The 18,087-nt window shown below is 65.8% G+C and carries 28 protein-coding genes; all 28 read right to left on the minus strand.

Annotated elements, in window-relative coordinates:
- Positions 1-82: 82 nt before the first annotated feature.
- Positions 83-775 carry a 50S ribosomal protein L15 gene (gene rplO / locus ACN4JJ_RS12035; RefSeq protein ID WP_440710133.1) on the minus strand — a complete coding sequence of 231 codons (693 nt, stop codon included), beginning with the start codon at positions 773-775 and terminating at the stop codon, positions 83-85.
- Positions 775-960, minus strand: coding sequence for a 50S ribosomal protein L30 (gene rpmD, locus ACN4JJ_RS12040; RefSeq protein WP_022897975.1), 186 nt, complete (start codon positions 958-960; stop codon positions 775-777). Before rpmD ends, rplO begins: the two co-directional genes overlap by 1 nt.
- Complete coding sequence (rpsE, locus tag ACN4JJ_RS12045) at positions 960-1,655, minus strand: 30S ribosomal protein S5 (RefSeq protein ID WP_291056887.1); 696 nt, start codon at positions 1,653-1,655, stop codon at positions 960-962. The genes rpmD and rpsE overlap by 1 nt, the downstream gene beginning before the upstream one ends.
- Entirely contained in the window at positions 1,652-2,023 is a 372-nt protein-coding gene (gene rplR, locus ACN4JJ_RS12050; protein WP_440710134.1) for a 50S ribosomal protein L18, read from the minus strand. The genes rpsE and rplR overlap by 4 nt, the downstream gene beginning before the upstream one ends.
- A gap of 3 nt (positions 2,024-2,026) precedes the next feature.
- Positions 2,027-2,563 (minus strand): 50S ribosomal protein L6, encoded by a 537-nt coding sequence (rplF, locus tag ACN4JJ_RS12055; protein ID WP_440710135.1) that lies wholly within the window; start codon positions 2,561-2,563, stop codon positions 2,027-2,029.
- A 6-nt stretch (positions 2,564-2,569) separates the two neighbouring features.
- Complete coding sequence (gene rpsH, locus ACN4JJ_RS12060) at positions 2,570-2,968, minus strand: 30S ribosomal protein S8 (protein WP_291056893.1); 399 nt, start codon at positions 2,966-2,968, stop codon at positions 2,570-2,572.
- A gap of 77 nt (positions 2,969-3,045) precedes the next feature.
- Positions 3,046-3,633 (minus strand): 50S ribosomal protein L5, encoded by a 588-nt coding sequence (gene rplE / locus ACN4JJ_RS12065; RefSeq protein ID WP_440710136.1) that lies wholly within the window; start codon positions 3,631-3,633, stop codon positions 3,046-3,048.
- Positions 3,633-3,992 carry a 50S ribosomal protein L24 gene (gene rplX / locus ACN4JJ_RS12070; protein ID WP_440710137.1) on the minus strand — a complete coding sequence of 120 codons (360 nt, stop codon included), beginning with the start codon at positions 3,990-3,992 and terminating at the stop codon, positions 3,633-3,635. The genes rplE and rplX overlap by 1 nt, the downstream gene beginning before the upstream one ends.
- A gap of 2 nt (positions 3,993-3,994) precedes the next feature.
- Positions 3,995-4,363 carry a 50S ribosomal protein L14 gene (rplN, locus tag ACN4JJ_RS12075; RefSeq protein WP_137837171.1) on the minus strand — a complete coding sequence of 123 codons (369 nt, stop codon included), beginning with the start codon at positions 4,361-4,363 and terminating at the stop codon, positions 3,995-3,997.
- 1 nt (position 4,364) lies between these two features.
- Complete coding sequence (rpsQ, locus tag ACN4JJ_RS12080; protein WP_440710138.1) at positions 4,365-4,688, minus strand: 30S ribosomal protein S17; 324 nt, start codon at positions 4,686-4,688, stop codon at positions 4,365-4,367.
- Positions 4,688-5,014, minus strand: coding sequence for a 50S ribosomal protein L29 (gene rpmC / locus ACN4JJ_RS12085; protein ID WP_440710139.1), 327 nt, complete (start codon positions 5,012-5,014; stop codon positions 4,688-4,690). Before rpmC ends, rpsQ begins: the two co-directional genes overlap by 1 nt.
- On the minus strand, positions 5,014-5,433 hold the full coding sequence (gene rplP, locus ACN4JJ_RS12090) for a 50S ribosomal protein L16 (RefSeq protein WP_194679269.1): 420 nt from the start codon (positions 5,431-5,433) through the stop codon (positions 5,014-5,016). Before rplP ends, rpmC begins: the two co-directional genes overlap by 1 nt.
- Positions 5,434-5,435: 2 nt before the next feature.
- Positions 5,436-6,200, minus strand: a complete 765-nt coding sequence (gene rpsC, locus ACN4JJ_RS12095) for a 30S ribosomal protein S3 (protein WP_173183340.1) — start codon at positions 6,198-6,200, stop codon at positions 5,436-5,438.
- Positions 6,200-6,592, minus strand: coding sequence for a 50S ribosomal protein L22 (rplV, locus tag ACN4JJ_RS12100; protein ID WP_440710140.1), 393 nt, complete (start codon positions 6,590-6,592; stop codon positions 6,200-6,202). The genes rpsC and rplV overlap by 1 nt, the downstream gene beginning before the upstream one ends.
- 27 nt (positions 6,593-6,619) lie before the next feature.
- Positions 6,620-6,901, minus strand: a complete 282-nt coding sequence (gene rpsS / locus ACN4JJ_RS12105; RefSeq protein ID WP_440710141.1) for a 30S ribosomal protein S19 — start codon at positions 6,899-6,901, stop codon at positions 6,620-6,622.
- A gap of 12 nt (positions 6,902-6,913) precedes the next feature.
- On the minus strand, positions 6,914-7,753 hold the full coding sequence (gene rplB, locus ACN4JJ_RS12110) for a 50S ribosomal protein L2 (RefSeq protein WP_440710142.1): 840 nt from the start codon (positions 7,751-7,753) through the stop codon (positions 6,914-6,916).
- Positions 7,754-7,778: 25 nt separating this feature from the next.
- Positions 7,779-8,084 carry a 50S ribosomal protein L23 gene (gene rplW / locus ACN4JJ_RS12115; RefSeq protein WP_440710143.1) on the minus strand — a complete coding sequence of 102 codons (306 nt, stop codon included), beginning with the start codon at positions 8,082-8,084 and terminating at the stop codon, positions 7,779-7,781.
- Positions 8,081-8,740 (minus strand): 50S ribosomal protein L4, encoded by a 660-nt coding sequence (gene rplD, locus ACN4JJ_RS12120; RefSeq protein WP_440710144.1) that lies wholly within the window; start codon positions 8,738-8,740, stop codon positions 8,081-8,083. The genes rplW and rplD overlap by 4 nt, the downstream gene beginning before the upstream one ends.
- A 3-nt stretch (positions 8,741-8,743) precedes the next feature.
- Positions 8,744-9,400: a 50S ribosomal protein L3 gene (gene rplC, locus ACN4JJ_RS12125; RefSeq protein ID WP_440710145.1), complete on the minus strand. Its 657-nt coding sequence runs from the start codon at positions 9,398-9,400 to the stop codon at positions 8,744-8,746.
- Positions 9,401-9,424: 24 nt separating this feature from the next.
- The gene (gene rpsJ, locus ACN4JJ_RS12130; protein WP_092547990.1) at positions 9,425-9,733 is read right to left on the minus strand and encodes a 30S ribosomal protein S10; all 309 of its coding nucleotides are present in this window, start codon (positions 9,731-9,733) and stop codon (positions 9,425-9,427) included.
- Between the two features lie 323 nt (positions 9,734-10,056).
- Entirely contained in the window at positions 10,057-10,827 is a 771-nt protein-coding gene (locus ACN4JJ_RS12135; RefSeq protein WP_440710146.1) for a fructosamine kinase family protein, read from the minus strand.
- A 240-nt stretch (positions 10,828-11,067) separates the two neighbouring features.
- Positions 11,068-12,027 carry a DNA topoisomerase IB gene (locus ACN4JJ_RS12140; RefSeq protein WP_440710147.1) on the minus strand — a complete coding sequence of 320 codons (960 nt, stop codon included), beginning with the start codon at positions 12,025-12,027 and terminating at the stop codon, positions 11,068-11,070.
- Positions 12,028-12,061: 34 nt separating this feature from the next.
- A complete protein-coding gene (locus ACN4JJ_RS12145; RefSeq protein WP_440710148.1) occupies positions 12,062-12,274 on the minus strand; it encodes an Rv0909 family putative TA system antitoxin in 213 nt (70 codons plus the stop codon).
- Between the two features lie 79 nt (positions 12,275-12,353).
- Positions 12,354-13,544 (minus strand): elongation factor Tu, encoded by a 1,191-nt coding sequence (tuf, locus tag ACN4JJ_RS12150; protein ID WP_374847921.1) that lies wholly within the window; start codon positions 13,542-13,544, stop codon positions 12,354-12,356.
- Positions 13,545-13,658: 114 nt separating this feature from the next.
- Positions 13,659-15,773 (minus strand): elongation factor G, encoded by a 2,115-nt coding sequence (gene fusA, locus ACN4JJ_RS12155; RefSeq protein ID WP_440710149.1) that lies wholly within the window; start codon positions 15,771-15,773, stop codon positions 13,659-13,661.
- A 90-nt stretch (positions 15,774-15,863) separates the two neighbouring features.
- Complete coding sequence (rpsG, locus tag ACN4JJ_RS12160; protein WP_374823694.1) at positions 15,864-16,334, minus strand: 30S ribosomal protein S7; 471 nt, start codon at positions 16,332-16,334, stop codon at positions 15,864-15,866.
- Complete coding sequence (gene rpsL / locus ACN4JJ_RS12165) at positions 16,334-16,708, minus strand: 30S ribosomal protein S12 (RefSeq protein ID WP_022882694.1); 375 nt, start codon at positions 16,706-16,708, stop codon at positions 16,334-16,336. The genes rpsG and rpsL overlap by 1 nt, the downstream gene beginning before the upstream one ends.
- A 296-nt stretch (positions 16,709-17,004) precedes the next feature.
- Complete coding sequence (locus tag ACN4JJ_RS12170; protein ID WP_440710150.1) at positions 17,005-18,069, minus strand: hypothetical protein; 1,065 nt, start codon at positions 18,067-18,069, stop codon at positions 17,005-17,007.
- Positions 18,070-18,087 lie beyond the last annotated feature (18 nt).

An 18,087-nucleotide genomic window follows, 5' to 3' on the forward strand; every position in this document is an offset into this window, starting at 1 on the left:
CGAATCGTGGCCTCGATAGGCTACATCATTCAGATGTCGCATATTCGAAGCACCGAGTAGGGTCACCGGTCGACTGTAGTACTTACTTGACGGAACCACCTGCGGCGACGATCTTCTGCTCAGCGGAGCCGGAGACCTTGTCGACCGCGACGTTCAGCTTCACGGAGATGTCGCCATCGCCGAGAACCTTGACCTTCTCGTTCTTGCGAACCGCTCCCTTGGCCACCAGGTCGGCGATGGTGACATCGCCGCCGGCGGGGTAGAGGTCGGCGAGCTTGTCCAGGTTCACGACCTGGTACTCGACGCGGAACGGGTTCTTGAAGCCGCGCAGCTTCGGGGTGCGCATGTGCAGAGGCATCTGCCCACCCTCGAAGCCGACGCGCACCTGGTAGCGGGCCTTGGTGCCCTTGGTGCCACGGCCGGCGGTCTTACCCTTCGAGCCCTCACCGCGGCCGACGCGGGTACGCGCCTTCTTGGCCCCCGGAGCGGGACGGAGGTGGTGCACCTTCAGCACGTGCTCGCGGGGAGCAGCAGCCTCGGTGTCGGCCTTCTTGGCAGCCGGAGCCTTCGCGGCGGCCGGAGCCTTCACGTCAGCGGCAGCGGCGTCGGCCTTGGGAGCGGCGGCCTTCTTGGGAGCGGCAGCCTTGGCCGGAGCCTTGGCGGCAGCGGCCTTGGGGGCCTTCTCCGCAGCATCCGCCTTGGGAGCGGCGGCCTTCGAGGCCGCAGCCTTCTTCGGAGCCGCCTTCGCGGTCTCCTTGGCTTCTTCTTCAGCCATTAGTCAATCTCCTCGACCTTCACCAGGTGTGCGACGGTGCGCACGTACCCACGGTTCTGGGCGTTGTCTTCGCGCACGACGACGTCGCCGATGCGCTTCAGTCCGAGGCTGCGCAGCGTGTCACGCTGGTTCTGCTTCTCGCTGATCTTGGACTTGATCTGGGTCACCTTCAGGCTCGTGGCCATCATGCACCTGCCTTCGCTGCGAGGGCGTCGGCCTCGGCACGCACCAGGCGGGCCGGGGCGACGTCTTCGAAGTCGAGGCCACGGCGGGCGGCGACGGCGCGCGGCTCTTCGAGCTGCTGCAGTGCCTCGACGGTGGCGTGCACGATGTTGATCGTGTTCGACGAGCCGAGCGACTTCGAGAGGATGTCGTGGATGCCGGCGCACTCGAGGACGGCGCGCACCGGGCCACCGGCGATGACGCCGGTACCGGCGGCGGCGGGGCGCAGGAGCACCACACCGGCGGCCGCCTCACCCTGAACCGGGTGGGGGATCGTGTTTCCGACGCGGGGGACGCGGAAGAAGTTCTTCTTCGCCTCCTCGACGCCCTTGGAGATCGCGGTCGGCACCTCGCGGGCCTTGCCGTAGCCGACGCCCACCAGACCGTTGCCGTCGCCGACGACCACGAGAGCGGTGAAGCTGAAGCGACGACCACCCTTCACGACCTTGGAGACGCGGTTGATGGTGACGACGCGCTCGAGGAAGTTGCTCTTGTCCGAGTCGCGCCCGCCGCGGTCACCGCGGTTGGGGTTGCGCTCGCGACCGCCACGGCGGGCCTCGCGGGGCTCGTTCTGGGTCGACTCCGTCGAGGCCGCAGTCTCGACCGGAGCCTGGGCAACTGCTGCCACGTCCTGCTCCTTGTTGGTTTCGGTGCTCACAGGCTCAGACCACCCTCTCGTGCTCCATCGGCGACGGCCGCGACGCGACCGGCGTAGCGGTTACCACCGCGGTCGAACACGACGGCCTCGATACCGGCCTGCTTGGCGCGCTCGGCGACCAGCTCACCGACCTTCTTGGCCTTGGCGGACTTGTCACCATCGAAGGTGCGCAGGTCGGCCTCGAGGGTCGACGCCGACGCGAGGGTGAAACCCCGGCTGTCGTCGACGACCTGCACGAAGACGTGACGGGCCGAACGGGTGACGACCAGGCGCGGACGCGCCGGGGTGCCTTCGACCTTCTTGCGAAGACGCGTGTGCCGGCGATCGCGGGCTGCGGACTTCGACTTTCCTCTGGTTCCAGTAGCCATGGTCTACTTACCACTCTTTCCGGCCTTGCGGCGAACGACCTCGCCGGCGTAGCGCACACCCTTGCCCTTGTAGGGCTCGGGCTTGCGCAGCTTGCGAATGTTGGCGGCAACCTCACCGACGGCCTGCTTGTCGATGCCGTTGACCGTGAGCTTGTTGTTGCCCTCGACGGTGAACGTGATGCCCGCAGGCGGTTCGACCGAGATGGGGTGGGAGTAGCCGAGGGCGAACTCGACGCCCGAGCCCTTGGCCGCGACGCGGTAACCGGTACCGACGACCTCGAGGCTCTTGGTGTAGCCCGTGGTGACGCCGATGATCTGGTTCGCGATGAGGGTGCGCGTCAGGCCGTGCAGCGAACGCGAGGCGCGCTCGTCGTCCGGACGGGTGACGAGAACCTGGTTCTCCTCGATGGTGGCCGCGATGGGCGACGCGATGGTGAGCGCGAGCTCACCCTTGGGGCCCTTGACGGCGACGGCCTGGCCGTCGATCGTCACAGTGACGCCGGCGGGGATGTCGATGGGAAGACGTCCGATACGTGACATTGTCGGTTACCACACGTAGGCGAGGACTTCCCCACCCACGCCCTTCTTGCTCGCCTGACGGTCCGTCAGCAGACCCGAGGAGGTGGACAGGATCGCGACGCCGAGGCCACCGAGAACCGTGGGGATCTCGGTCGACTTCGCGTACACCCGGAGACCGGGCTTGGAGACGCGCTTGATGCCGGCGATGGAACGCTCGCGGTTGGGACCGAACTTGAGGCTGAGCGTCAGGGTCTGGCCGACCTTGGCGTCGGTCACCTCCCAGTCCGCGATGTAGCCTTCGGCCTTCAGGATGCCGGCGATGTGCGACTTGAGCTTCGAGTGCGGCATCGACACGGTGTCGTGGTGTGCCGAGTTCGCGTTGCGCAGTCTGGTCAGCATGTCTGCGACCGGATCTGTCATTGTCATTGTGGTGCCTTTCGCGCCTGGTTTCGGTCACGCTTTACGAGCGAGCCGACCTGTGGTCGTCGTGGGTGGGGTGGTGCTTAGGAGTTTTCGGCCGTCTTGAAGGGGAAGCCGAGCGCCTTGAGCAGCGCGCGTCCCTCGTCGTCGGTCTTCGCGGTGGTCACGACGGTGATGTCGAAGCCACGCACGCGGTCGATCTTGTCCTGGTCGATCTCGTGGAACATCGACTGCTCGTTGAGACCGAAGGTGTAGTTGCCACGGCCGTCGAACTGCTTGTCCGAGAGACCGCGGAAGTCGCGGATACGGGGCAGCGCGAGCGAGAGCAGGCGGTCCAGGAACTCCCAGGCGCGGTCACCGCGGAGGGTGACGTGGGCGCCGATGGGCTGACCCTCACGCAGCTTGAACTGCGCGATGGACTTGCGGGCCTTCGTGACCTGCGGCTTCTGGCCGGTGATCGCGGTGAGGTCCTTGACCGCACCGTCGATGATCTTGCCGTCGCGGGCGGCCTCACCCACACCGGTGTTCACGACGATCTTGACGATGCCGGGAACCTGGTGGATGTTGGTGAACGAGAAGTCCTTCGTCAGCTGCGCGACGATCTCGTTCTGGTACTTCTGCTTCAGGCGCGGCTGGATCTTGCCAGCGGGCGCGGCAGTCTCGGTGCTCATCAGAGGTCTTTTCCTGACTTCTTCGCGTAACGAACGCGGACCGTCTTGGTGACGCCGTCCTTCGTGACTTCTTCGTTGCGGTGACCCACGCGGGTCGGCTTCTTGGTCTCGGGGTCGACCACGGCGACGTTCGACACGTGGATCGGGGCCTCGACGGTCTCGATTCCACCGGTCTTGGTGCCGCGCTGCGACTGTCCGACACGGACGTGCTTCTTGACGAAGTTCACGCCCTCGACGATGACGCGGTCCTTCTCGACCTGCACCTCGATGACACGACCCTGCTTGCCGCGGTCTCCGCCGCGGTCCTGGCTGGGGCCGGAGATGACCTGAACCAGGTCACCCTTCTTGATCTTGGCCATGACTAGATAACCTCCGGGGCGAGCGAGATGATCTTCATGAACTTCTTGTCACGGAGCTCACGGCCGACCGGTCCGAAGATGCGGGTACCGCGGGGGTCCCCGTCGTTCTTCAGGATGACGGCGGCGTTCTCGTCGAACTTGATGTAGGAACCGTCGGGACGACGGGTGGACTTGACGGTGCGGACGATGACGGCCTTGACCACATCGCCCTTCTTGACGTTGCCACCGGGGATGGCGTCCTTGACGGTCGCGACGATGACGTCGCCGAGACCTGCATAGCGACGACCGGATCCACCGAGCACGCGAATCGTCAGGAGTTCCTTGGCGCCGGTGTTGTCGGCCACCTTGACTCGTGATTCTTGCTGCAGCATGTTACTTCGCCTTCTCCAGGATCTCGACCAGGCGCCAGCGCTTGGAGGCGCTCAGCGGACGGGTCTCGTTGATGAGCACGAGGTCGCCGATGCCGGCGCTGTTGGTCTCGTCGTGCGCCTTCACCTTGGAGGTGCGGCGGATGACCTTGCCGTACAGCGGGTGCTTCACGCGGTCTTCGACCTCGACGACGATGGTCTTGTCCATCTTGTCGGAGGTGACGTAGCCGCGGCGGGCCTTGCGGTATCCGCGGGCCGCCTCGTCCTTGACGTCGTGCGAGGAGGACTCGTGTCCGGTCGCAACGACCTTCTCTTCGGTCTTAGCCATTACTTGCTGGCCTCCTCGGTGTCGTCGGCGGGCGCAGCCTCAGCGGCAGCCGCCTTCTTGGTGGACTTCTTGGTCGTCTTGGCCGGGGCCTCGACGGGGGCGGGGGTGGCACGGATGCCGAGCTCCCGCTCGCGGATGACGGTGTAGATGCGCGAGATGTCGCGCTTCACCGCACGGAGACGGCCGTGGCTTTCGAGCTGGCCGGTCGCCGACTGGAAGCGCAGGTTGAACAGCTCTTCCTTGGCCTTGCGAAGCTCCTCGAGAAGTCGAGAATCTTCGAACGTGTCGAGCTCCGCCGGGGCGAGCTCCTTAGAACCGATCGCCATTACGCGTCGCCCTCCTCGCGCTTGATGATGCGTGCCTTGAGAGGCAGCTTGTGGATTGCACGGGTGAGTGCCTCGCGAGCGACGGTCTCGTTGACCCCGCTCAGCTCGAAGAGCACTCGGCCCGGCTTGACGTTCGCGACCCACCACTCGGGCGAACCCTTACCGGAACCCATGCGGGTCTCGGCGGGCTTCTTGGTCAGCGGACGGTCGGGGTAGATGTTGATCCACACCTTTCCACCACGCTTGATGTGACGCGTCATCGCGATACGAGCGGACTCGATCTGACGGTTGGTCACGTACGCGGGGGTGATGGCCTGGATACCGAACTCACCGAAGCTCACCTTGGTGCCACCGGTGGCGTGGCCACTGCGACCCGGGTGGTGCTGCTTGCGGTGCTTGACTCGACGGGGGATAAGCATGGTTACGCCTCAACTCCTGCTGCAACCGGTGCGTCCGCCTTCGGGGCGGAGTTACGGCGCGGACGGTCGCGGTCGCCGCGCTCGGGGCGCGAGGACTTCTGGTTGGCCTGCTCGCGAGCGAGCTCCTTGTTGGTGATGTCGCCCTTGTAGATCCAGACCTTCACACCGATGCGGCCGAACGTCGTCTTGGCCTCGTAGAAGCCGTAGTCGATGTTGGCGCGGAGGGTGTGCAGCGGCACGCGGCCCTCGCGGTAGAACTCGGAACGGCTCATCTCGGCGCCGCCCAGACGGCCCGACACCTGGATGCGGACACCCTTGGCGCCGGCGCGCTGAGCGCCCTGCAGGCCCTTGCGCATCGCACGGCGGAACGCCACGCGGGCGGTCAGCTGCTCGGCGATGCCCTGAGCGACGAGCTGAGCTTCAGCCTCGGGGTTCTTGACCTCGAGGATGTTCAGCTGGATCTGCTTGCCGGTGAGCTTCTCGAGGTCGGAGCGGATGCGCTCGGCCTCGGCGCCGCGGCGGCCGATGACGATGCCGGGACGCGCCGTGTGGATGTCCACGCGGACACGGTCACGGGTGCGCTCGATCTCGATCTTCGCCACACCGGCGCGGTCGAGCGAGGTCTTCAGCAGGTTGCGGATCTTGACGTCCTCAGCAACGTAGTCGCTGTAACGCTGACCCTTCTTCGTGCTGTCGGAGAACCAGCGCGACACGTGGTCGGTGGTGATTCCGAGGCGGAAGCCGTACGGATTGACTTTCTGGCCCATTACTTGCTCACCTTCTTGCTCGCAGCGGCGACATCCGCCTCGTCCGGCGTGGCCAGGACGATGGTGATGTGGCTGGTGCGCTTGAGAATCTGGAACGCCCGTCCCTGAGCACGCGGCTGGAAACGCTTGAGCGTCGCGCCCTGGTCGACGAATGCCTTCGTGATGAAGAGATCCTGCTCGTCCAGGTAGCTGTTCGTGGCGTCCGCCTTGACCCGTGCGTTCGCGATCGCCGAGGCGACCAGCTTGTACACGGGCTCCGAAGCGCCCTGGGGGGCGAACTTCAGGATGGCCAACGCTTCGACGGCCTGACGGCCGCGGATCAGGTTGACGACACGACGGGCCTTCATGGGGGTGACGCGGATGTGACGCACGCGTGCGATCGACTCCACCATTACTCTTCCTCCTTCACGTCGCCGCGCTTAGCGGCGACGGCCCTTCTTGTCGTCCTTCACGTGTCCACGGAAGGTGCGGGTCGGGGCGAACTCGCCCAGCTTGTGACCCACCATGGTCTCGGTGATGAACACCGGGATGTGCTTGCGGCCGTCGTGGACGGCGATCGTGTGCCCGAGGAACGCGGGGATGATCATCGAACGGCGCGACCAGGTCTTGATGACGTTCTTCGAGCCGGCCTCGTTCTGCACGACGACCTTGCGGTACAGGTGGTCGTCGACGAAGGGGCCCTTTTTGAGACTGCGTGGCATTTTCTAAGACTCCTACTTACGCTTCTTGCCGACGGTCCGGCGACGCACGATGAGCTTGTCGCTTTCCTTGTTGGGGTGACGGGTACGGCCTTCGGCCTGACCCCACGGGCTGACGGGGTGACGTCCACCGGACGTCTTGCCCTCACCACCACCGTGCGGGTGGTCGACCGGGTTCATCGCGACACCACGGACGGTCGGGCGGATGCCCTTCCAGCGGTTACGGCCGGCCTTGCCCCAGTTGATGTTCGACTGCTCGGCGTTGCCGACCTCGCCGATCGTGGCGCGGCAGCGCACGTCGACGTTGCGGATCTCGCCCGAGGGCAGACGCAGCTGAGCGTAGGGGCCGTCCTTCGCCACGAGGCGAACGGATGCACCGGCGGAACGGGCCATCTTGGCGCCGCCGCCCGGGCGCAGCTCGATCGCGTGGATCACGGTACCGGTGGGGATGTTGCGAAGGGGCAGGTTGTTGCCCGGCTTGATGTCCGCCGCGGCACCCGACTCGACGATGTCGCCCTGGGCGAGCTTGTTCGGCGCGAGGATGTAGCGCTTGGTGCCGTCCACGAAGTGGAGCAGCGCGATGCGCGCGGTGCGGTTGGGGTCGTACTCGATGTGAGCGACCTTGGCGTTCACGCCGTCCTTGTCGTTGCGACGGAAGTCGATGACGCGGTACTGGCGCTTGTGGCCACCACCGATGTGACGGGTGGTGATGCGACCCTGGTTGTTGCGGCCACCGGTCTTGGAGAGCGGGCGGAGCAGCGACTTCTCGGGGGTCGAGCGGGTGATCTCGGCGAAGTCCGAGACGGACGAACCGCGACGACCGGGGGTCGTGGGCTTGTACTTGCGAATAGCCATGTGTCTTTTCCTCTAGCTTCCGGGCCTAGCCGACGGCCGTGAAGATGTCGATGGAGCCGGACTTGAGCGTGACGATCGCGCGCTTGGTGTCCTTGCGCTTGCCCTGGCCGAACTTGGTGCGACGGGTCTTGCCCGTGCGGTTCAGGGTGTTGATCGACGCGACCTCCACCTTGAAGATCTTCTCGATGGCGAGCTTGATCTCGGTCTTGTTCGAGCGGGGGTCCACCACGAAGGTGTACTTGCCCTGGTCGATCAGGCCGTAGCTCTTCTCGGAGACGACCGGAGACAGGATGATGTCGCGCGGGTCCTTGTTGAACGCGGCGTTGCTCATGCGGAAACCTCTTCCTTCTTGGTCTTCGCGGCCACGAAGGCGTCGAAGGAACCCTTGGTGAAGACGATGTCGTCGGAGACGAGGACGTCGTAAGCGTTCAGCTGGTCTGCGGGCAGCACGTGAACGGTGGGGATGTTGCGCACGCTGCGCTCGCTCACCACGTCGTCACGCTCGACGACCACGAGGACGTGCTTGGAGGAGGCGATGGCCGAGAGGAACTCGACGGTGACCTTGGTCGAAGCGGTCTCGCCGAGGGCGAGCGACTCGACCACGTGCAGGCGGCTGCCGCGGGCGCGGTCGGAGATGGCGCCGAGCAGGGCTGCGGCGATCATCTTCTTGGGGGTGCGCTGCGAGTAGTTGCGGGGCACCGGTCCGTGGACGATGCCACCACCGGTCATCTGAGGGGCGCGGATCGAGCCCTGACGAGCGCGACCGGTTCCCTTCTGCTTGAACGGCTTGCGGCCGGCACCGGAGACCTCGCCACGACGCTTGGTCTTGTGGGTTCCCTGGCGGGCGGCGGCGAGCTGAGCGACGACGACCTGGTGGATCAGCGGGATGTTGGTCTGCACGTCGAAGATCTCGGCGGGCAGCTCGACCGTTCCGGACTTCTTGCCGGCGACGTCGAGGACATCGAGCGTGTTAGTAGCGGTAGCCATGGACTACGCCCCCTTCACTGCGTTGCGAACGAAAACGAGGCGGCCCTTGGCGCCGGGAACGGCGCCCTTGACCAGCAGCAGGCCCTTCTCGGCATCGACCGAGTGGATGACCAGGTTGAGCACGGTGACGCGCTCGCCACCCATGCGGCCCGCCATGCGCATGCCCTTGAAGACACGGCTGGGGGTGGAGGAGGCGCCGATCGACCCGGGCTTGCGGTGGTTGCGGTGCGAACCGTGCGAAGCGGAGACACCCTTGAAGTTGTGGCGCTTCATGACACCGGCGAAACCCTTGCCCTTGGAGGTGCCCACGACGTCGACCTTCTGGCCGGCCTCGAACACGCTCTCCGCGGTGAGCTCCTGGCCGACGCTGTAGTCGGCGGCATCCGCGGTGCGGATCTCGGTGATGTGACGGCGAGGCGTGACGCCGGCGGCCTCGAAGTGGCCCGCCTTCGGCTTGTTCACCTTGCGGGGGTCGATCTGACCGGCGGCCACCTGAACGGCGGCGTAGCCGTCGCGCTCGGGGGTGCGGATCTGGGTGACGACGTTCGGGGAGACCTCGACGACGGTCACGGGGATGAGACGGTTGTTCTCGTCCCACACCTGCGTCATGCCGAGCTTCTTGCCGAGCAGACCCTTGGAAGTCTTAGCTGCGAGAGCCATAGTGATTACCTAGTCCCTTCGCGCTCAGAGCTTGATCTCGATGTTGACGTCGGCCGGCAGGTCGAGTCGCATGAGCGAGTCGACGGCCTTGGGCGTCGGGTCGATGATGTCGATGAGGCGCTTGTGGGTGCGCATCTCGAAGTGCTCGCGGCTGTCCTTGTACTTGTGGGGAGAACGGATGACGGCGATCACGTTCTTCTCAGTGGGGAGCGGCACCGGGCCGACCACGGTCGCTCCTGCGCGGGTGACCGTGTCGACGATCTTGCGCGCCGAGGTGTCGATGACCTCGTGGTCATACGACTTAAGTCGGATGCGGATCTTCTGTCCCGCCATGTGTGACTCTCTCTCTGTCTAGCGTCATACAGCCTCGACTGCATTGGACGCGATTACTCGGCACAATCCTCGGAACGCGCCGGAATACCGGTCGCTCTCTCGGGTGTCGCACCACTGTTCTTCTGTCAAGCACCGCACGCACACACACTTCACCGAAGAGAAGGATGATGGGCGATTAAGCTTCGTTCTGCTACCCGCGGCCTAGCTTCTAAGAGCTATGCACTGCCTGGCAGTGATCCCGGCACGCACAAGGCTGCCCGGAATGTTGAACTAGACGAGTTTGCCACATTCCGGAGCTACATGCAACCCGGGCGTGTCGCGCCTCAGGATGCGGTGCCTGAGCCCAGTTCGAGCACCGCGCGCGCCGCTCGTTCCAGCTCGGTCCCGTACGACGGCCCGTGCCCAACAGCGTGCACGGCGAGCGGGAACAGTTGGTGCAGCGGTACCCGGGTGTGCCAGCCGGGAGCCAGGGGCGCCGCCTTGTCGTAGGCGCCCAGGATGTCGTCGAGGAAGGGGGCGCCGAACAGCACGAGCATCGCCAGGTCGGTCTCCCGGTGACCACCGTGCGCGGCGGGGTCGATGAGGGTCACGCCGGTCGGCGTCCACATCACGTTGCCCGACCACAGGTCGCCGTGCAGCCGCGACGGCGGCTCCTCGTCGTCGAAGATGCCCGACTCGATCAGATCGCATGCCCGCTGCACCCTCACGTAGCCGTCGGCCGAGAGGTTCCCGCGGGCGACCGCCTGCTCGGCGTAGGGGCGCACCCGCTCGGCGGGGTAGAACTCGCTCCACCGCTCGTAGGAGCGCACCGACATCTCGCGGCGGCCGATGTAGGCGGGGCCGTTCCAGCCGGCCGGAGGCGATCCGAAAGCCGGAGCACCGGCGCGGTGCGTCACTGCCAGCAGCTCGCCGAAGCGCCGTGCCGCCTCCCGGTTCGGCCGGGTGCTGCGCAGCTCGTCGAGAGTGATCGACTCATCGTCGACCTCGTGCACCCGCACGCAGGGGACCCCGGCCGCCGACGCCAGCCAGGCCAGCCCCGCGGCTTCGACCTCGAAGAAGCCCTCGCGAGCTGAAGGGTCGGACTTGGTGAACACGATCCCACGCTATGCCGCGGAGGTTTCAGCCGCATGACGCGGATCGAACGTTCTCGCCGCAGTCGGCGGCCGGCCGACGGCCGCGCCGAGGACGTTCTTACGGGAGAACCCGGAGCCCAGTCGTCAAAATACGCCGGTCGCTCACGGCCTAGCTCTGTTCGCAGCGCCTGGCGGCGGGCCTCCCGTAAGAACGAATGACCTCATTCTGCTCCTCGCCGCACAGAACACAAGACTTGACTTTCAGCGGAAAAGGAGAGCGCGCAGTTCCGATTCCGGCCGGGCCGGGTCGATCGTCTCGCCGGCCTTGTAGTGATCCACCACTCGGGGATCGACATAACTGTTCTTGGCGATGGTGGGAGTGTTGCCCAGGACGGCGGCCGCATCCTTCATCGCAGCCGACAGAGCGCGGGCGCGCTTGGACGTCGTCGTCTCGGGGCCGTGCTTCGCCAGGCTCACGGCTGCGGCGATCGTGCCGTGCAGCGTGCGGAAGTCCTTCGCGGTGAACTCTCCCCCGGTCTGCGCGCGCACGTAGTCGTTCAGCTCTTCGGCGGCGATCGGATGCCAGTTCTTCTCCGCCTTCCAGGCCAGCAGGCGAGCCTGCGGACCGCGGCGCTTCAGGCTGCGGATGACGGCGGCCAGATCCGGATCGGTGATCTCCGAGTCCCACTCCTGCCCGCTCTTGGCCGGGAACGACAGGTGCACCGTGTCCCCCGACACCGTCGCGTGCGAGCACAGCAGCGTGGTGAGGCCGTGGCTGCCGTGGGCGGTCGCGTACTGCTCGCTGCCGACGCGCAGGGAGCCCGTGTCGAGCATCCGGAAGCCCGCCGCCAGCGCGCGCTCCTTACTCGGCTCATCGCTGCGCAGGTCCTTGGTCACGCGGCGGCGGGCCGTCGGCAGGGACTCCGCGAGGGCCAGCGACCGGTCGAACTTGATGCGGTCCTTCTGCTCACGCCAGGTGGGGTGGTAGATGTACTGCCGGCGCCCCGCCCCGTCGACACCGGTGGCCTGGATGTGCCCGTTCGCGTAAGGGGCGATCCACACGTCCGTCCAAGCCGGCGGAATGCCGAGGCCCTTGATGCGCTCCCGCAGCTCGGGATCGGTGACGGTCTCCCCCGCGTCGTCGCGGTAGGTGAAACCCTTGCCCGCCTTCAGACGACGGATGCCCCGTCCCGAACTGTCAGAGCGTCGGAGGCGGGGCATCTCACCATCTAATCCCTATCGAGCAAAAACGGCCCTATTCGTTGCCGACGGCCTTGTCTGCTGTCGACCGAGCACCCTCGACCTGGCCCTCGAACTTGCCGCCGGTCACCTTGTTCACGGTGTCGGCGACTCCATCGAGGATCTTGTCACTGATGTCCTCGGCCTTCTCGCTCTTGAGGGCCTCCTTGACCTTGTCGTCCTTCAGGAATTCCTGAGCCTTCTTGGTGATGTCGTCAAATGCTGCCATGCAGCCCATCATCCTCTTGTTCCCGAAAACACAAAAGGGCCGTGCCCGAAGGCACGACCCTTTCGAGTGGTGAGATCTACTACTTGTTGATCTTGGTGACGGTACCGGCACCGACGGTGCGGCCACCCTCACGGATCGCGAAGCCGAGGCCCTCTTCCATCGCGATCGGCTGGATCAGCGCGACCGTGATGTCGGTGGTGTCGCCGGGCATGACCATCTCGGTGCCCTCGGGCAGCGTGATGACGCCGGTGACGTCGGTGGTGCGGAAGTAGAACTGCGGGCGGTAGTTCGTGTAGAAGGGGTTGTGACGGCCACCCTCATCCTTCGACAGGATGTAGGCGGTGCCCTCGAAGTCGGTGTGCGGCGTAACCGAACCCGGCTTCACGACGACCTGGCCGCGCTCGACGTCTTCACGCTTGGTACCGCGGAGCAGCAGACCACAGTTCTCGCCGGCCCAGGCCTCGTCGAGCTGCTTGTGGAACATCTCGATACCCGTGACCGTGGTCTTCTGCGTCGGGCGGATGCCGACGATCTCGACCTCGGAGTTGATGGCGAGGGTGCCACGCTCGGCGCGACCGGTGACGACCGTTCCACGACCGGTGATCGTGAAGACGTCCTCGATCGGCATCAGGAACGGCTTGTCCTTGTCGCGGATCGGGTCGGGGATCGACTCGTCGACGGCGTCCATGAGGTCGAGGATGGACTGGGTCCACTTCTCGTCACCCTCGAGGGCCTTGAGGCCCGAGACGCGCACGACCGGTGCGTCCTCGTCGAAGTTCTGGCCGGCGAGCAGCTCGCGGACCTCGAGCTCGACGAGCTCCAGGATCTCCTCGTCGTCGACCATGTCGGCCTTGTTGAGGGCGACCAGCAGGTAGGGCACGCCGACCTGCTTCGCGAGCAGCACGTGCTCACGGGTCTGGGCCATGGGGCCGTCGGTGGCGGCGACCACGAGGATCGCGCCGTCCATCTGAGCCGCACCGGTGATCATGTTCTTGATGTAGTCGGCGTGACCCGGGGCGTCGACGTGAGCGTAGTGACGCTTGGGCGTCTCGTACTCGACGTGCGAGATGTTGATCGTGATGCCGCGCTGGCGCTCCTCAGGAGCGGAGTCGATCGATGCGAAGTCGCGCTGCACGTTGGTGGCCGACGGGAACTTGTCCGCCAGGACCTTCGAGATAGCGGCGGTAAGAGTGGTCTTACCGTGGTCGACGTGACCGATGGTTCCGATGTTGACGTGCGGCTTGGTCCGCTCGAACTTGGCCTTAGCCACTAGGTCCTCCTCAGGACTCTCATGCCAGTCGTCCGGATGCTGGATTGCAGCCGGATTCAGGCGGGGGTTTGTTGATATTTTACGCGAACCTACGAGGCCCGCAGAACTCGGGTGTTACTCGCCCTTGTTCTTCTGGATGATCTCGTCGGCCACAGCCTTCGGGACCTCGGCGTAGCTCTCGAAGGTCATCGAGTACACCGCGCGGCCGGAGGTCTTGGACCTCAGGTCGCCGATGTAGCCGAACATCTCCGACAGCGGAACGTGTGCACGCACGACCTTGACACCCTGCGCGTCTTCCATCGACTGGATCTGACCGCGACGGGAGTTCAGGTCGCCGATGACGTCGCCCATGTACTCCTCGGGCGTACGGACCTCGACGGCCATGAGCGGCTCGAGCAGCACGGGGCTGGCCTTGCGGGCCGCTTCCTTGAACGCCATCGAACCGGCGATCTTGAACGCCATCTCCGAGGAGTCGACGTCGTGCGAGGCGCCGTCGAGCAGGGTCGCCTTGACGCCCACCATGGGGTAGCCGGCGAGCACGCCGACCTGCAGGGCGTCCTGGATTCCGGCGTCGACCGAGGGGATGTACTCGCGCGGGACGCGACCACCCGTGACCTTGTTCTCGAACTCGTAGACCGTGTCCGCGGTGACCTCGAGGGGCGCGATGGCGATCTGGATCTTCGCGAACTGGCCGGAACCACCGGTCTGCTTCTTGTGCGTGTAGTCGTGACGCTCGACGGTCTTGCGGATCGTCTCGCGGTAGGCCACCTGGGGCTTGCCCACGTTGGCCTCGACGTTGAACTCGCGCTTCATGCGGTCGACCAGGATGTCGAGATGGAGCTCGCCCATTCCCTTGATGACCGTCTGACCGGTCTCCTGGTTCTGCTCGGTGCGGAAGGTCGGGTCCTCTTCGGCGAGCTTCTGGATGGCGACACCCAGCTTCTCCTGGTCGGCCTTGGTCTTCGGCTCGATCGCGACCTCGATGACCGGCTCCGGGAACGTCATCGACTCGAGGACGATCTGGTTCGAGGGGTCGGACAGGGTGTCACCGGTGGTGGTGTCCTTCAGGCCGATGACCGCGTAGATGTGGCCGGCGGTGACCGAATCGACCGGGTTCTCCTTGTTGGAGTGCATCTGGAAGATCTTGCCGATGCGCTCCTTCTTGCCCTTGGTCGAGTTCATGACCTGGCCGCCGGAGTCGAGGTGACCCGAGTACACGCGGATGTAGGTGAGTCGACCGAAGAAGGGGTGAACCGCGACCTTGAACGCCAGAGCGGCGAACGGGTCCTTCGGGTCGGGGTGACGCTCGACGACGACCTCTTCGTCGCGGATGTCGTGACCTTCGGTCGCGGGCACATCCAGCGGGGAGGGGAGGTAGTCGACGACCGCGTCGAGCATCGGCTGCACGCCGCGGTTCTTGAACGCCGAACCGCACAGAACGGGGTAGATCTCGCTGTTGACGGTGAGCTTGCGGATGGCGCCCTTGATCTCGGCGACCGTGAGCTCCTCGCCACCGAAGAACTTCTCCAGCAGCACGTCGTCGGTCTCGGCGACGGTCTCCAGGAGGAGCTGACGGTACTCGTCGGCCTTGTCCTTGAGGTCGGCCGGGATCTCTTCGATCTCGTACTTGGCACCCATCTGCACGTCACCCTTGGCGTCGCCGCGCCAGGTCAGTGCGCGCATCTCGACGAGGTCGATGACGCCCTCGAACGACGACTCGGCACCGATCGGGAGCTGGATGACCAGCGGCTTCGCGCCCAGGCGGTTGATGATGGTGTCGACCGTGAAGTAGAAGTCGGCGCCCAGCTTGTCCATCTTGTTGACGAAGCAGATGCGGGGCACGTTGTACTTGTCGGCCTGACGCCACACCGTCTCGGACTGGGGCTCGACGCCCTCCTTGCCGTCGAAGACGGCGACCGCACCGTCGAGCACGCGGAGCGAACGCTCCACCTCGACCGTGAAGTCGACGTGACCCGGGGTGTCGATGATGTTGATCTGGTTCTTGTTCCAGAAACAGGTCGTCGCGGCCGACGTGATCGTGATGCCGCGCTCCTGCTCCTGCGCCATCCAGTCCATCGTGGCAGCGCCGTCGTGAACCTCACCGATCTTGTGCGTGATGCCCGTGTAGAACAGGATGCGCTCGGTGGTGGTGGTCTTGCCGGCATCGATGTGAGCCATGATGCCGATGTTGCGGACCTTGTTCAGGTCGGTGAGCACGTCCTGTGCCACGGATTTCCTCCGAAAGGTAAGGGTGAAAGGTGTTCGAACGTGGTTCGCTGCACCATCTGGATGCCGGCCGCCCGGAGGCGGCCAGGCGGGCTACCAGCGGTAGTGCGCGAAGGCCTTGTTCGACTCGGCCATCTTGTGGGTGTCTTCACGACGCTTGACAGCGGCGCCGAGACCGTTGGACGCATCGAGGATCTCGTTGGTGAGACGCTCGGTCATGGTCTTCTCGCGACGGGCCTTGGCGTAGGTGGTGAGCCAGCGCAGCGCCAGGGTGTTGGCACGGTGCGGCTTGACCTCGATCGGCACCTGGTAGGTCGAGCCACCGACACGGCGGCTGCGGACCTCGAGCGTGGGGCGCACGTTGTCGAGCGCCTTCTTCAGCGTGACGACGGCATCCTGGCTGTTCTTGGCGGAGACGCCTTCGAGGGCGTCGTACACGATGCGCTCCGCGGTGGCCTTCTTGCCATCGAGGAGGATCTTGTTGACGAGCTGCGAGACGATCTGCGCGTTGTAGACCGGGTCGGCGACAACGGGACGCTTCGGGGCGGGACCCTTGCGAGGCATTACTTCTTCTCCATCTTCGCGCCGTACCGGCTGCGAGCCTGCTTGCGGTTCTTCACGGCCTGCGTGTCGAGCGCGCCGCGGATGATCTTGTAACGAACGCCGGGGAGGTCCTTCACACGACCGCCGCGAACGAGCACCATCGAGTGCTCCTGCAGGTTGTGGCCCTCACCGGGGATGTATGCGGTGACCTCGGTGCCGTTGGACAGCTTGACGCGGGCGACCTTGCGAAGCGCCGAGTTCGGCTTTTTCGGGGTGGTGGTGTACACACGGGTGCACACGCCGCGCTGCTGGGGGTTGGCCTTGAGGGCGGGCGCCTTGGTCTTGACGACCTTGGGGGTGCGACCCTTGCGGACCAACTGCTGAATGGTTGGCACTACTGACTCCTTGTATTCGTAACGCTCGGTGTATTTGGCGGGGGCGGACATCCGCCACCCGTACGTTCACGCACTCCGCGCCATGTCTGGCGTGTCGAGTTCGTCTGGACCCACCGGCGGTACAAAATGGCTCTGGTATCGCTGGCTGGTGGAGCAGTGGGAACTTTCGTTCTGCTTCGCTCTAAAATTGGGCATGCTAATTTGCACACACCCGGAAAAGAATAGCTGGTAGACCCTGAAGGGTCAAGTGCGGGTGCCCATCCCAGTCGCTCTGCGGCAGTCGGGACTAGAGGATGTTACCAGGTCGCGATGGGTGCTGCGCCATCGGCGGCTTCTGCGCTGCGGGCGCGCTCGAACTCTTCGCGGGCCGCCGCGTTGCGGGCCTTCACCTTGCGGCCGCGGAGCGCGATCCAGGCGCCGGTCCAGATCGAGACCTCGCGGGCCACGACGGCACCGGCGAGGGTGAGCGGGTCCATCGTCAGCGAGCGCACGAAGTCGTACTGCTCCTGCGGCTGCCAGCCCCAGGCCTGCACGTGGATGAGCGCGCCGGCGATGCCGCCGAAGTAGACGAGCACGGCTACGAAGAAGCCGCCGAGCACGTAGGCCCACCAGCCGGCGCGGTTGACGATCAGCACGATCAGGATGAGGGCGACGGCGAACACCAGCACCGGGATGATGAAGGCGGCGGTGGCCAGGTAGGAGACGAAGGCCTGCACCGCGCCGGCGCCCTGCACGCTGGCGGAGATGACGAAGAACGAGACCGCCGCGTAGATCACGGCGAAGGCCACCGTGCCCAGCAGCGCGATCAGGGTGCCGCCGCCGCGATTGCCCTTCGGCGCGGGCGGCACGGGAGCGACCGGCTGCGGCGCGGGCTGGTAGGCCGGGTACGATCCATCGGCGAGGATCGGAGCGGCCGCGACACCGCCGGCTGCGGCGGCCGGGGCGGGCGCGGGGGCCGGGGCGAAGGCCGCCGCCGGATAGGGCGTGCGCTCGACGGCGGGTTCGTCCGGGTTCGGTTCCGACGAGGTGACGTACGGCCCGCCCTGCGGCTCGCGGTCGTACGCCTGGACGGCCTGGGCCGCGATCGGCGCACCATCGCCCGAGACGACGTACGGGCCGCCCAGGGGCTCCCTGGTGGCGCTCTGATCGATGACCGGCTCGGAGGAGGGCACGACGCCCTCGGGGAACGCCTCGAACTGCTCAGGGGTCACCGGCGCCTGGGCGGCGGGCTCTTCGGGGATCTCGGGGACAGCGGGCACCGCGGGCGTCGACTCGGCGTCGGTGCTGTCGCTCGAAGGGGCTTCCCAGGCCGGCATGGCGGGGAGGTTCGGCTTGTCGTCTCTGCCGTCGTCGGTGCTCATGCCGAAACCATACCGCCG

It is taken from the genome of Herbiconiux dendrobii, from assembly GCF_052048175.1.
Lineage (GTDB): Bacteria > Actinomycetota > Actinomycetes > Actinomycetales > Microbacteriaceae > Herbiconiux.